This window comes from Martinezella lusitana (assembly GCF_014207095.1).
Classification (GTDB): Bacteria; Pseudomonadota; Alphaproteobacteria; order Rhizobiales; family Rhizobiaceae; genus Rhizobium; species Rhizobium lusitanum_B.
Genome location: NZ_JACHBG010000009.1, coordinates 134982 through 148738 on the forward strand (window position 1 = coordinate 134982; position 13757 = coordinate 148738).

Sequence of the window (13757 nt, forward strand, 5' to 3'; positions counted from 1 at the left end):
AGCAAGCTCGTTTCTCGTGAGGCCTTAAAAATAAGTTACTGTCGCGCAATCTGTTTAGAAACAAAATCCCGAAGATCCGCTAGGCTACTCCCCTTAAATAACAGAGCTTTGATACCCGCTCGTTCCGCTGCAATGATGTCGCTTTCCTTATCCCCAATCATTATGCTCTTTGCAGCGTCTATAGGCCAATCTGTCAGCGCCTGAATTAGCATTCCCGGGTTTGGCTTCCTGTTGGGATGGTCAGGGTGACAATACTCTGGAACAATTGCCTCAGAATGGAACGGGCACACATAGAAGGCATCGATAAAGGCACCGTTGCGAATTAGTACGTTCTCGATCTCACGGTGAAATCGTTCGACATCGGATAGCTCGTAGAAACCACGGGCGACCCCGGCCTGGTTTGTTACGACGATTACGAATGCGCCAAAGTCGTTTGCCAGCCGAATTAGCTCGATTGCACCGTCAATTAGTTTTAAGTCGCCGACGCGAAATGTATAACCCCTATCTTCATTGATTACTCCATCCCGATCTAGGAAGAGAGCGGGTCTCTTTTGCAATTTTGGTATGTCGATCCGTGCTTGTTCCAAGGTCTCTGGGAGTCCTATATCTATAAAATAGCCTGAAAATTCCTGTCCAAGCAGGTAATTTTCTTCTACCATTCGGGGATAGACGTCGAGTTCTAAAGATGATGGTATCTCAGTAATGCGAGACAATATGCTTTTGCGAAATAACCCGATACCCGCATTAATCAGGCCGCCGCTGGTGGAATGAGAATCCTTCTCACGGAAAGCTATCACGTGACCATCCGCGATGTCGACGGCGCCGTATCGGCCCGCATTCTCGACATGCCTTAGAGCGATTACGCCTTCAGCTTCGGAATTTGCAGCTAGCACCGGCTCAAGGTGTCTGACATTGACGTCAAAGAGCGTATCGCCATTTGCCAGCAAGAACGTATCCTGAAGGAGGGCACTTGCGTGAGCCAACGCGCCGGCCGTTCCGGCCGGTTGCTGTTCGTTCACTATTCGTATACTGGCACCCAGAATTTGCCTTTTGTCATAGCGATCCGAAACTTGCTCAGCCATATGCCCTGCCAGAAGCAATATGTCATCGAAGCCCTGTCGAGCAAAATTGGCTATCAAATGATCAAGAAAAACAGTATTCTCGTCAATCTGCATTAAGGGCTTTGGTGTGTTCTGAGTAAGAGTCCCCAATCGGGTGCCCTTACCTCCAACCAGGATAAGAAGCTGACGAGTCGGTCGCCAATGATCGGGGGAGGTGTCACTCAAAGAATTTGCCTCCATGAGCACGCTCCCTCATTCGTGAAAACTACTGGGAGCAACTGTCCAGGCTCATTCCTTAAGGCATTAATAACCCGATAGCGCTCCGACGGGTTTGCGATAATCGATACGAAACCACCTCCACCTGCACCAGACACTTTTCCGGCCAAGCCTCCTGACGCGAGAGCAAGACCAAGAATCCTATCGATCTCCGCATTTGAAACGCTCGATGAAGTCTGTTTTTTTGCTTTCCAACCCCGAGCCATCGTTTCCGCTATTAGATCCAAACGGCCTTTCAAAAGTGCCTCCTTCATCTCAAGGGCCTCTCTCTTCAAAGCCGTCATCGCTTCAAGTGAAATCTGGTTTCTCTCCGCAAGTTGGCTCTGCTGAGACTCAATGACTTGTGCAGAACTTCTTGATCTCCCGGTATAGTATAACACGAGAGATGCTTCCAACTCCTGGATAGTCGAGGGTCGCATTCGGAGCGGATTAATTATGACTCTTTTATTGTCATAGAATTCCATGAAATTGAAACCACCAAAAGCAGCAGCATATTGGTCCTGCTTGCCTCCGGCAATCGTCAGTTCTTCTCGCTCAATTTCGAAAGCCAATCTAGCAACGTCGTATTCACCCAACGGAAGCCTGAGATAATGGCGGAACGCCTCCACCAGAGCGACCACTAGGGTAGAGGAGCCTCCCATGCCGGACCCAGCGGGTACGTCAACAGTGGTGCGGATACTCAGAGGCAACGGTTCGTTATTGTTGAATTCGCGAACGATGCGATTGTACACGCCACAATGTAGAAGCGTGCCCTCGTCAATCGAGACGCTCGGTGATGCTTCGGTTTCAAATCTCCGTCCCTGTTCCGCAGCATCGAAAATCAAGCGCCCTCGCGGGTTAGGCTCGAGGTGGACATAGGCATATAAACTGACCGTCGCGTTCATCACGTAACCGCCAAATTCATCGCAAAACGGCGATAAGTCGGTTCCACCGCCTGCTAGGCCGAGGCGAAGCGGCGCTCGGGCGCGAACGCCGCCAGTTGGCATCTGTGCCATTTTGAGGTCCCCAGTTCGTCAGTCAGACTGATGTCTGATAGCCTCTCTAGAGGCGCTATCGCAAGAGCTGGTTAGAAATTTCTTTTCAACTAATGCGGGTTGCACGAACAATGCCCTATGAAGAAAGCAAGCGAGTTCCGAAATGCTGTTTGTAGGACTGCGGGCGCCTTGAATTGGTCGGCGTCAGCATGCTGTGGGTTGGCAGAAAGGCTAGGGATTTGGTATGAGAATGATTAGGCTGACGGTCCAATTGATTTCATGTTCAAAATTGAGAGAGGCAATCGCGCATGATCAGGGTTTGGTCTTTTTGTTTCGGCATTAAGAAATTGTGGGCTGCTGGGTAACGTTGAAGCTTTCGAGCGTCGTGCTCGGATAATTCGCGAGTTTTTACGCGCCTGTTGTCAATCGTATAAATCAGTCTTGCGTAGGAATTCAGCTGAGTTAAGGAATTTCTGACTGTAGTTGCCTTGATGGGGCTGTATTCGATCGTATTATAGTTTGCGCGGAAATCGTTAGTGCTGCTTAAAGGGAAATAGAACTGTGGCCGGTTTGTTTTGCTCCCAAAGTTTCCACCGATTGCTGCAGTATTAGGGTGGGCATTGGTGGATTCAATATGTCAAAAGACTGCATAAGAAACAAAGATGTAAAAATGTGCGCAGTCGAATCTGCAATGAGTATGTTTCACGTAATGCATGCGGTTTTTTTGCGGGATATGCGAAGCCGTTTCTTTAATCATGGAATAGGTTTTCTTGTCGTTTCGCTTTGGCCGCTAGTTCATATGTTAGTTCTGCTTTTGGTAAATACTGCTATGGGGCGGCGTGCACCTTACGGCGACGATATGCTTTTATTCCTAACGACAGGGCTAATTCCTACACTTGCGTTCATGTATGTATCGCGTTTCATGGCGATGTCATTGCTAATGAATAGGCCGATGATGGCATTCCCAGTCGTGCATGCTGTCGATATTCTATTAGCTCGCGCTTTCTTGGAGATCATAGCCGCAGCTATAACACTATTCCTGGCTTTGTGTATTTTAATCATGCTAGGTAGTAATGTTATACCGAACGATTTGAGTGATGCGGTATTTGCCTATCTGGCAACAATCTTATTTGCTATCGGTATGGGCATACTGGCGGGCGTTCTCGCTATGTGTTTTGAGATTTTTATTACGATCTATTTTATATTGATGATTCTTGTGTACATATCGTCAGGATCGTTATTTGTATTGTCGTCACTGCCAGAATTTGTCGCGCGACCGCTTTCTTGGCTCCCGGTAGTGCAGTCAGTCGAATGGATGAGGGTTGCATATTACCCGACTTATAGTTCCGAGTATCTTGATCGCAGCTATTTCGTACTGGTTGGTCTTTGCTCGCTGGCTCTTGGGTTGGCACTTGAGAGGATCGTTCGCCAGCGGTTGATGGAATAAACCATCCTGACCTAGGAAGCGCGCGGGCAGTGACGCACTATCTACGCAAGAAGAATTTGCCGCCAATGCGTCCCCTTCGTGGTCAGGCGCTGCACGAAGTGGTTTGGCGTGAGGCCAGCAATCCGCGCGTGGTCAGTATTCTCCACAATCCCGGCTATGCTGGGACCAATGTCCATGGTAGACGGCGGCAGACTGGCGGACGCGTTCGCCAGGACGCTTATCGTCCCCGGATAACTAAGGTCCCCATCGCGGACTGGGAGGTCTGTTTGGAAGCGACCCATCCTGGTTATATCGGCTGGGAGGAGTCCATGAAGAGCCAACGGCGATTGGAGAACAACATCAACCGCTATGAAGCCGGCCATTCGGGCGTGCCACGCAAGGGCGCCACCCTGCTGCAGGGCGTCGCTGTCTGTGGGGGGGGGGGGGCGGTCGCCGGATGAGTTTGCGCTACAGTGGCCCTGCGGGAAACTACCCAGTCTACACATGCCGTGCCGACCGCGGCCACGACGGAGGGCCGTTATGCCAGGAGGTGCACGCGTCGAAAGCATTCTACTCGAAGCTCTGACGCCGGACAGGATCGCTATCGCCGTTGCCGCACTGGGCCAGATGGAAGAGGGGGGACGTCAACTCGAGCCTCAATGGGCTCTGCGGCGCGAACGTGCGGGCTACGAGACGGAAAGGGCACGGCGCCAATATGATGCTGTCGAGCCTGAAAATCACTTGGTGGCACGTTCGCTGGAACGTGGATAGAAAGAGAAACTGCGTGCAGCCGAGACCATCGAGCAGGACTATGAACGGTGACGATCCGACGAGCCCCTCGTCCTGAGCGATGCAGATCGAGACGGGTTACTGGCACTCAGAGAGAGCCTGTCAGGCATCTGGCATGCCACATCGACCACGGCGGCCGAACGAAAGAGCATCTTGCGCCTCATTATCTGCGAGGTCGTTCTCGACCAGAACCGGCTGCAAGGACAGGTCTGGATCTAGATCCTGTGGCAAACGGGAGCGATGAGCGAGCACTCTCCCAGAGAAGAGCCCACACCTACGGCGACTACCTCAATATCGGCAATTACAAACGCGCATAACGGAGACGAACGCTTTGTGTAAAATGGACAAGGAAATCGCGTCAGCGCTGAACGCGGAAGGCTTCCTTGCTGCATAGAATTGCGCCTTCAAAGGTGAGAATGTCTGGCTCCTGCGCATACGCTGGGGTATACCCACGGTCAAAATCAACGGAACTAACTCTAATCCCTTCGGATGGCCAGACGGAACCTATTCCGTCCAAGGAGCTGCTGCAGCTCTTGGCATTACGCCGCAGACCATCTTCAAATACTTGGCACGCGGCCTGACTCAAGGCCGGCAGCTAGTGAAAGAACAACCATGGCAGATCGAATTAATGGAGGACCAGATCGACATTCTGCGCGCTTGCGCTCAACGCAATAGGTGATAGAGGAAACAGGCATCATGAAATCATTGGTGACCCTGTAGTCGCGACAGCGCTGCTCGACAGATTGCTCCATTATGCCGTTGTCGTGCAGATCGAAGGATCAAGCTATCGGCTGCGGCAGCATGCCGAGCTGATGCCGGAGCATGTCCGATCCAAAGCCGTGATCGCCCCCCAGCATTTGCTCCACCTCAAAAGCAATGCGGTCGGCCGCCCAAAAATACCCAATTTTCCCAAACTTCCACATCGGCATGACTAGGGAATTTTACTTCGTTACTTATGAGGAAAATTCACGCGGCATTGACACTGAAGGCTCTGTGCTATCAAAACTTAATTAACGCCGCTCGCTAAATTCCGGCAACCCGGTTCCTGCCGAAGCCAAAATCTGCTTACCGCTCCCCGCTGCATCCTATCTCAATATTCCCCCGGCTGCGGATGCAGAGCCAGCATCAGGTCTCTGAGCCCGCGGCTGCCGTCGCGGTTGCCGGTGGCGGCTACGGCGGTGAAGATGCGTTGGGCATCGTCATACATTTTTAGATTGAGGTAGCTGTAGCCGCGCAACACCATCAGATCGGTGCGCTCCTGCTGGAGCTGTGAGCGTTGATCCAGATAGAGGAGGGTTTCGTGGTAGCGCTTGCCGTTGAAGGCTGCAAGGGCGCGGTCGGCAAGGATGGCGACCTGTAGTTCGGCGGCCCGTTGATGGTTCATCGGCGCCTTTGTCGCGGCGACGGCGGCGTTGTTCGCAAGTCCGGCGCGCAGATAAGCCAAGCTCTGTCCATAGGCCGCCTCTTCGCGCGACTTGGTATCGCTGCTGTCGAGCGCGACGCCAAATGCCTGTACGGCTTCCATTGGCCGGTTGAGGTTCATCAGGCACCAGCCATGCGAGAGCGCATTGGACGGCGATAGAAGCTTGGCATTGATGGTCGTGGTACACCCGGCCGGTCGGCGGGTCGTGCGAGCGACCACTTTCGTGCGACCAGCAGGTTCGGCATATTCGACCGGGGCCGTGCGGCGAGCCGGCACCACGGGTTGCTGGGCGACCTGTGTATTCACATAGGCTTGGTCGACGGGTGCCTGCGGCACCACCTGAGGGGCAACCAAAGGAGCGTTCTGAGGCTGGGTTTGCGGCACAAGCTGCGGCGCGATGACTTGCGCGGCCTGGTTCGGCGAGGGCAATGGCGCATAAGCAGGCGTACGCGGAGCCGGTTCGCCAAGAACAGCGATGCGCTGCGATCGGCCGGCCCATAGCCGCTGGACTTCGGCGACACCCTGCCGATCGTTCAATTGATTGCGGGTGATTGCAAGGCCATAGGCGGAAGGCTCGTCATCGGACTTCCAGCGCAGGGCCGTCTCGAACCAGCGGGCTGCCGCCTGCGGCTGGTTCATCGAGCGGGCAAACCAGCCGAACTGTTGGGCGGTCGGGACATATTTCTGCTTCACGACTTCGGCGGCGACGCGTCCCAGCACTTCTTCGGTGAGATTGGCGGGTGGCTGCAATGCCATCAGGTTTGCGGTCGCCGCCAGATAGGTCGCCATCGCATCCTTGGACTCATTGCGCCATTTATACATGACGTCCTCAGCTTCCTGCGGCTTGCGATCGGCAATCAGCACCAGGGCGAGACCCTGCGAGATCGCGGCGGAGTCCGCTTTTTCGTGGGCCGCCTTGAACCATTGTTCGGCGTCGGTGTAGTTGCTGCGGCGCAGATAGTACCAGCCGAGCAATGCCTCGTCCGAGGCAAGGCCCTGGCTACGGGCCACGCGCTCGACCTGGGAGAGATAGTCCTGCGAGACTGTCAGTTTCGGATCGTCATTGCCCTGAGCTACGAAGCGTCGCGCCAAATCCGTCCGTATGCTGTCGAACTCGCGACCGCCATTGCCATCCGGCTTCTCAAGGGCAAGCAGATCCTGCATCGGCTTATAGGGCAAGAGGGCAGAGGCCTTCTGGATGGTCGCAAGCCTTTCCTGCGGGTTCGTGCAGGTCTTCAGGATGTAGCTGTAGGCGTCCTGTCCACGCGCCGGCCGATCAGTGCTGATGAATGCTTCGGCGACGCGCCAGAGAACATCGATATCGCTGCAGGTGAGGAGGCTCGGGTTTTTCGAGCCGATATCGATGACAGTCGCATATTGCTTGAGATCGGAGGCGTTGATGAGGCGCGTGCGCGCCTCGGCGATCGCGAGACGCTCCAGAAGGTCGCTGGGTGGTTGCCACCCAGCCTCTGCGGCCTGACGGTCGGCTACTGCCTTGCGCACTTCCGCATAGCGGCCCTCGGAATAGAGCTGCCACATGGCTTCCAGCTGCTTGTCGCTATTCTGCGGAACGGCAAGCGGGTCAGCAGGCGGCGTCCAATTCGGATAGAGCGTCTGCAATCGCGAAATCTCCGCCTGAAGACGCGCCTTATCGCCCCGGCTCGCAAAATAGCGCAAGGCGCTTTCATCCACCTTCGGTGGGGCTGCGGCGGGCTGAGCCTGAGTGGACGCCTGTTGCGAAGTTTGTTGCGGTGCCGGCTGCGTGGCCGCCGACTGTGGCTGCTGCGTGGCCTGTGCGGCTGTATCGGCTTTGGTATCTGTCGTTGGCGCCGTATTCGGTACATCGGCAAGCACCGCAGATGGTGCTGCCGCCTGAATATGATCGGCGATTGTCTTCAGGTCGACCGGTTGTCCGGGGGCAGCGGCCTTGGTTTCAGCAACGAGTGTCACCAAGGGGTCGAGGCGGTTCGATCTCGCCAGCTTGATCTTGTCTTCCGGCGTGTCGAGATCCTTCGTGGCGAGGGTGAACCCCGCCACGGCGACGGCCATGAAAGCCATGATCAAGGTGGACTTTATAAACACTCCGGGTGTTTCTCCGTAACGAAAGCCAGGCTCAGCAGCTGCAAAGTGGCCGGGTAATAAAGTGTCGGAGCGAACTGCCGAACCGAAGCGGGCAGTTTCGTCCCGCCTACCACACACGCCACAACATCGTTAACAATTCTATAACCGGGCTCGGAGAGCAGGTCTTTCGGCTTGCCCGACGCCAGATCTATCGTCGCGGGTTCGTCTCCTTCGACGGTCATGCCTTGCTGCAGTCGTGTAAGCAGGGATTTGTCTGTAATGCCAGCGCGGGCCAGGTAAAGCGGGATCCTCACAGAATTATAGCCGAACTCCGGTTCGAAACCGTCGGCCGGCGCCGGCTTTGCCCGTAGGCTGACCCAATCGGCAGGCAATTTGCGCGGGCCGAACTGCATCGAGCGCAGCAACGAAAGACCGTCGTCCTTCAGCTTTTGCCATCGGCCGGACGGCGCCAGTAGCGCCATCACGGGAATGGCCTCATAGACCCAGTAAGATGGATTGATGATCGGGCCGTCCTTGCGACCGGGTGCCTGATAGCCCTCGACACCGGGAATGAGCAGCGTTCTCCCGCCCGTATCGATCACGACATGCGACAAGAGCGACTTCGCCATTGCTGCAGCCGTCTGCAAATAGTCCTTGTTGTTCCATGCAGATCCGGCAAGCGCCAGGGCATAGGCTATCAGCAGATCGCCATCCGAAGCATTGTTCGTGTCAGTCACATGTGGAGTAACTGCCGGATCCCATTTCCAGACGGCCAGACCATCGTCGCGCAACAGGAGCTCAGTCCGCGTGAAGTACCAGATCTGCTCGAAATCCGCCGGGTTGTTGGCGAGATAGGCGAGCAGCAAGCCGTAGCCCTGGCCTTCGCTGTGGCTGATGCCGCTGTTGCCATTGTCGAGGATGCGTCCGTTTGCGTCCAGGAACCTCGCCTTGTAGAGGGACCATGCTTGCGGATCGATTGCGGCGCGTTGTGCCGCGGCCGGCTGGGCGATCGCGAAAACGGCGGCGCAGCACAAGGCGAGTATCGAACGGCGGCGTCTCATTCTCGCCTGCCGATCTTGGAGAGGATGTTTGCCGTGGCTATACCGAGAAGCAGCGAGCCGATGACCAGTAGGAAGGCGTAGGAGAGGATATTGCTGGAAAGCCAGTTGGCGGCGATTAGCCTATAGTTGGTCAGCGACCACGGTTCAGGCATGACGAAGTCGAAGCGATTGACCGCGACGGTATCGATCTTTCCGGTCTTGCCGGAATAGACGGTGATATGACCGCTAATCTGCGACCAGTTGAGGAGCGAGGTCATGGCCTCGACACCAGCTCTCAGGTCGGAGGCACTAGGTGCGGCAACGACGGTCCAGGTCCCGTCATTCGTGGGGTTCGCCTCCTGAGCAATCAAAAACGTATTCGTATTCGACGGAGTAAAGATTTGCTCCGAACCGGGCATGAAACGCAGTGAGCTCAGCGAGATATCGAAATTGCGATGCATCCATCGCTGAAAATTGTCGACCTGTCCCTGCAACAAGCCGCCGCTGATGCGGGAACGCCAGTCTGCGATGGTCACCGATGAATCCGGAGCCGCACCCTGTCCCGGTGTGGGGGGGCGCCATGCCACCTGACTGGTCGCAGCAATATTCATTTGCGAGAGGATGGTCGACGGCAATTGTGAAATCGACCCAATGAAGATTGCATTCCGGCTACCGACCGCACTCGATGACGCTATCGGCTCGACCGCGATGGGATGTCCTGCAACGATTGCCATCTGGCCCAGGAGTGTCGCGGTCGTCGACAGCATGTCTGCGTCGATCCGATCGACGAACAGCGCCGTGGCTTCGCCATCGCGATTGTACGGATAGCCGGTGCCGGCAAGTGCCGCGAGATTGGGCCGCTGCTCGACTCTTGCGAAATCAGGAATACGGAACTGGCTGGTGTCGAACAACGCAAAGCGTGGCGTCGTGCTGGATGTAGCCGCGGGCGCGCAGGCCGAATCCTCATCCGCGAGCAGCATGGCTTCGAGCGTCACCGTATTGAGACCTGGCTTGAAGTGCCGCATCGTGATGCGAATGGGCAATTGCCGGAAGATGCCGCCGCCCGTCGCAGTGATCGGTTTCGTCGTCGCGATATTGCCGTTGACATAGACATCTATGTGGCTGCCCGGCCTTACGTCTTTCGCATAAGCGGCGTCGAGCAGGATCGTGGCCTCACCATAGGCGTTCGCATAGAAATCGGATGGAATTGCGATGTTGAAGCTGGTGTGGAAGCGCCGGCCCGAGAATTCCGCTGTCTTGACGCCCAGCTGTTCGAAGGAAAGGCTGGTTCCAGAGTAGACCAATGGGGCATCAGGCGCGGTCCAGCGCTGCGTCACCAACAGGTCGCGCCGTGTACCCGGGTCTTTCTCAGTCGGCGACACAACCATGTCGATGGCCGAGGAAATGGCTTGCCAGGATGGGCCGCTGATGAGCAAAATCTGCTGCCCGCCATGCGGGTCGGTCGCAAATGTCGCCACGGCGCCGTTCTGAGCCGCAGGCGGCACGGCAAACACCGGTTGCAGTTCGGTCGGTGTGCCGACGACGACGGTCATCTTTCCCGGGCCTGAAGGCGGCAACGTGTCCGTGCTGAACGAGAAGATCTCATTGGGCATTCCAGCAAGCAGCGCCAGACCCTGGGCGAGCCGCAATATCGGCTTTGTGGAGCCTGGCTGTGCCAAAGCCGGCACCACGAGATTGAACTGCGTCTTGCCGCTGGAGTCGACGCCGATTGCCCGTATTGCATCCGTCGTTGAGAGCTTTTCCGCTTCGCGTCCGGCGAACGTCAGATAGGTTTTTGCCGGGTCGATATCCGACCAGAGCTCATAGGTCGACGGAATGTCGCAATCGGTACGATGCCGCTGCGAGGCATCGAAGGTTAGCAGGTTAGCCCCGGGCTGCAGGAGGCCGCGCGGGATGTCGAAGCTGATGTCCGATGGATTGTCGGAAGAGCTGATCGGCTGCTGATGAACGACGCGATCGTTCAGGAGAATGGTGAGCTGCGAAGCTTCCGGAGCGACGACAACCGCATTCTGATAAGAGAAATTGAATTTTACGGGTGCGGCAGCCTGTTCCGGGGTGAGGTAGATCGACCAGGATTTGTGGTCGTTCTCGCCTTCAAGGCGCAGCTTCGAATAGGGAACGACAAAGCGACGGAATGCCGCTGCGGCGGCTACGGCCTTTTCGACTTTCGGCGCTGCCTGCTGTGTCGCTTGCGCGGGTGCGGCAGGCGCTACTGATTGCGGCGTGGCAGTCTGAGGTTGCGGGGTGGCCGCTGGCGGCGCCGCGACGGCAGGCGGGGTGGCCTGTGGGGCAACAGCTTGCGGCACTACAGCCGGGGGCGCGGCCGTTTTCGGCGGCACGGCTTGTGGTGTGCTCGTCTGTGGCGCCAGGATCTGCGGCGTGACCGGCGGCTCGCCCTTGGGGCGTTCGCCGGACATGTCGAATGGCGTCGATTGAGCCTGCGCGACGGTGGTGCCGATCAGCAAGATGAGAGCAGGGAGGACGCGGTTCATCAGCTCTTCGCCTTTGCGTCCTGCCGTTGCGGCGCCCGTTCACCCCCCACCCCTCGGAAGAGGTAGATCAAGCCGCGGCTGGTCTGATAGAGCGACAGGCCGAGGAACCAGATCGTTCCGCGGATGATGCCGGGGTTGCGCCGCCGCGCCTGCTGGAACTTCGTCCATTGGTTGGAATTGGCAAAAACCAGGTCGGCGATCAGTCGATGATCGGCAGCGCCCTTGGGGGCATACTGGCATCCGATGGCGGTGATGTCTCCCATTGGCTCTATGTTGCGGATGATGATCGACAAAGTGACCATGTCCGCACCGCTATAGGGTTGGAAACGGAGGGTGGCTTCGGAGCCGATCTTTATAGGACCGAGATCCTTATTGAAGACGTTCAATCGGGCGCCATGAACGGAAACGTCCTCGATGGAGGCGGCATTCCATCTGTCACCGGAACCGAATTCGCTGCGGCGATCGACGCGTACACGCCGTGAGGAGGCGCGCTCGCCGCGCTCCGAGACGACGCCGAGTGCGCACCCTGAAAGGATCAGGTTAATGATGTTCCAGCCACCGACGACAAGTGTCACGTCGGCCTTATACGGCTCGGCGTAGACGCGGTATATCGTCACCGCGAGAGCAATGATCTGCACGGCAAAGATGACAAAGAACGGGCGACTGATTTCGGAGAGCCGGCTGACGGAGATCGACTCGTCCTTGGCAGTAACCTTGAATGTCGGCTTACGCGGGTTGAGCATGACCGAGATGACGGCCGGCAGCAAATGCACCGTCTGGACATATTCGTATAGTTCGGAAATCCAGGGCCAGCGAAAGGAGCCATAGAGATAGTTCTGCATCATCAGGTTCACGAGCATGTAGGCAAGCGTATATGCGAGGAACTCGCTGCCGGAGGCTGTGAAAATCTCAAGGTCGAAGAAGAGATAGAAAAGCGGTGCGAACAGGAAGATGACGCGCGGGAAGGGGAAGAGCCAGAACAGCGTCGACGACATGTAGCAGAGGCGCTGCGGCAGGCTCAGGCCGCGCTTCAGCAATGGGAAGCGGAAACGCAGGATCTGCATCATGCCCTGCGCCCAGCGGCTGCGCTGGCCGATGAAGCTTGCAAAGGTCGCCGGCTGCAGGCCCGCGATAAGCGGTTTGTCGACATAGATGCTATTCCAGCCGGCGCCATGCAGCGCGAGTGCCGTTTCGCAGTCTTCCGTGATGCTGATACCGCTGAACCCGTTCTGTGATTCCAGCGCCCTGCGGCTGAGAACTGCGGCTGACCCGCAGAAAAACGCCGCGTTCCACTTGTCCAAGCCACGCTGAATAATGCCGTAGAACATTTCGTTCTCGCTCGGCATGGTATCGAAGGTGCGCAGATTGCGCTCCAGCGGGTCGGGATTGATGAAGAAGTGCGGCGTCTGGACGAGAAAGAGTTTCGGATCGTCCTCGAAATAGCCGACCGTCTCCAAGAGAAAGTCGCGCGCCGGTGCGTGGTCGGCGTCAAAAACGGCGATCAACTCACCGTCGGAGTGTTCGAGGCCATTATTGAGATTGCCGGCCTTGGCATGTTCGTTGCGTTCACGCGTGAGATATTCGACATCCAGGTCGACGCAGAGCCGCTTAAGTTCGTCATGCCGCGCGATGGCGGCCTCTGATTCCAGGACTTTGGTCGAATGCCGTTTTTGCGCGGTGCCGCCATCGTCAAGCAGCCAGACCTTGAGTTTGTCTGCCGGATAATCCATCGCCTTTGCCGAGGCGAGCGTGTTGGCGAGAAGGTTCGTATCCTCATTGTAGGAGGGTACGAAAACGTCCACGGACGGGAAATGCTGCGTCTTCAATGCGCGCGCGGTGCGTGGAGGCAGAGGCGTGGCAACGATGAAGAGGCTGAGCATCAGCATCGCCACGTTGTACATTTCGGCGAGGTAGAGCAGCAGTCCCGGAATGAAATTTTCCGGCTGGTTCATAGGCGGAAGTGTATTGGTCGTCCGCCAGTATACGTAACGCAGTACGATAGCCGTGCCGAAGGCGAGCGCAACCAGCCGCCAGGTGCCTTGACGCTTGAGGATCTTGATGATCGCCATGATGGTGACGGCGACAGTGCTGGCGATCAGCTGCGTCTGAAGGTTGACCGGCAATGTGATCAGCACGACCCCGCAAAACGCGATTACGGCCCATATCAAGATGCTGCGTGCTGTCTGCATCGAAG

Annotated in this window: 9 protein-coding genes and 1 pseudogene; 4 read left to right on the top strand and 6 right to left on the bottom strand. The window is 56.6% G+C overall.

Features of this window, described 5'->3' with window-relative positions:
* Window positions 1-35: 35 nt before the first annotated feature.
* Both GGD46_RS19585 and GGD46_RS19590 read right to left on the bottom strand, forming a co-directional pair.
* Window positions 36-1301, bottom strand: a complete 1266-nt coding sequence (locus GGD46_RS19585) for an HAD-IIIA family hydrolase (RefSeq protein ID WP_184706943.1) — start codon at window positions 1299-1301, stop codon at window positions 36-38.
* Window positions 1283-2332 (bottom strand): hypothetical protein, encoded by a 1050-nt coding sequence (locus tag GGD46_RS19590; protein ID WP_210325640.1) that lies wholly within the window; start codon window positions 2330-2332, stop codon window positions 1283-1285. Before GGD46_RS19590 ends, GGD46_RS19585 begins: the two co-directional genes overlap by 19 nt.
* 670 nt (window positions 2333-3002) lie before the next feature.
* Here GGD46_RS19590 and GGD46_RS19595 point away from each other — a divergent pair.
* From GGD46_RS19595 to GGD46_RS33640, 4 genes and pseudogenes are all read left to right on the top strand, one after another.
* On the top strand, window positions 3003-3758 hold the full coding sequence (locus tag GGD46_RS19595; protein ID WP_246806389.1) for an ABC transporter permease: 756 nt from the start codon (window positions 3003-3005) through the stop codon (window positions 3756-3758).
* Complete coding sequence (locus GGD46_RS19600; protein ID WP_313206315.1) at window positions 3755-4198, top strand: recombinase family protein; 444 nt, start codon at window positions 3755-3757, stop codon at window positions 4196-4198. The genes GGD46_RS19595 and GGD46_RS19600 overlap by 4 nt, the downstream gene beginning before the upstream one ends.
* A 79-nt stretch (window positions 4199-4277) precedes the next feature.
* Window positions 4278-4508 carry a hypothetical protein gene (locus tag GGD46_RS19605; protein WP_184706947.1) on the top strand — a complete coding sequence of 77 codons (231 nt, stop codon included), beginning with the start codon at window positions 4278-4280 and terminating at the stop codon, window positions 4506-4508.
* A gap of 716 nt (window positions 4509-5224) precedes the next feature.
* Window positions 5225-5457, top strand: a pseudogene (locus GGD46_RS33640) (ATP-binding protein); the annotation flags it as partial.
* Between the two features lie 159 nt (window positions 5458-5616).
* Here the strand turns inward: GGD46_RS33640 and GGD46_RS19610 are convergent.
* From GGD46_RS19610 to bcsA, 4 genes are read right to left on the bottom strand one after another with little or no spacing between them, the layout of a single operon-like run.
* Window positions 5617-8025, bottom strand: coding sequence for a cellulose synthase (locus GGD46_RS19610; protein WP_184707078.1), 2409 nt, complete (start codon window positions 8023-8025; stop codon window positions 5617-5619).
* Window positions 8022-9071: a glycosyl hydrolase family 8 gene (locus tag GGD46_RS19615; protein ID WP_184706949.1), complete on the bottom strand. Its 1050-nt coding sequence runs from the start codon at window positions 9069-9071 to the stop codon at window positions 8022-8024. The genes GGD46_RS19610 and GGD46_RS19615 overlap by 4 nt, the downstream gene beginning before the upstream one ends.
* Window positions 9068-11563 (bottom strand): cellulose biosynthesis cyclic di-GMP-binding regulatory protein BcsB, encoded by a 2496-nt coding sequence (locus tag GGD46_RS19620; RefSeq protein ID WP_184706951.1) that lies wholly within the window; start codon window positions 11561-11563, stop codon window positions 9068-9070. The genes GGD46_RS19615 and GGD46_RS19620 overlap by 4 nt, the downstream gene beginning before the upstream one ends.
* Window positions 11563-13752, bottom strand: a complete 2190-nt coding sequence (gene bcsA / locus GGD46_RS19625; protein ID WP_184706952.1) for a UDP-forming cellulose synthase catalytic subunit — start codon at window positions 13750-13752, stop codon at window positions 11563-11565. Before bcsA ends, GGD46_RS19620 begins: the two co-directional genes overlap by 1 nt.
* Window positions 13753-13757 lie beyond the last annotated feature (5 nt).

Excerpts from the sequence above, each read along its gene's own strand:
- GGD46_RS19605 (WP_184706947.1), top strand. The coding sequence starts at position 4,278 with ATGCCAGGAGGTGCACGCGTCGAAAGCATTCTACTCGAAGCTCTGACG.
- GGD46_RS19585 (WP_184706943.1), bottom strand. The coding sequence starts at position 1,301 with ATGGAGGCAAATTCTTTGAGTGACACCTCCCCCGATCATTGGCGACCG.
- GGD46_RS19590 (WP_210325640.1), bottom strand. The coding sequence starts at position 2,332 with ATGGCACAGATGCCAACTGGCGGCGTTCGCGCCCGAGCGCCGCTTCGC.
- GGD46_RS19620 (WP_184706951.1), bottom strand. The coding sequence starts at position 11,563 with ATGAACCGCGTCCTCCCTGCTCTCATCTTGCTGATCGGCACCACCGTC.
- GGD46_RS19595 (WP_246806389.1), top strand. The coding sequence starts at position 3,003 with ATGAGTATGTTTCACGTAATGCATGCGGTTTTTTTGCGGGATATGCGA.
- bcsA (WP_184706952.1), bottom strand. The coding sequence starts at position 13,752 with ATGCAGACAGCACGCAGCATCTTGATATGGGCCGTAATCGCGTTTTGC.
- GGD46_RS19615 (WP_184706949.1), bottom strand. The coding sequence starts at position 9,071 with ATGAGACGCCGCCGTTCGATACTCGCCTTGTGCTGCGCCGCCGTTTTC.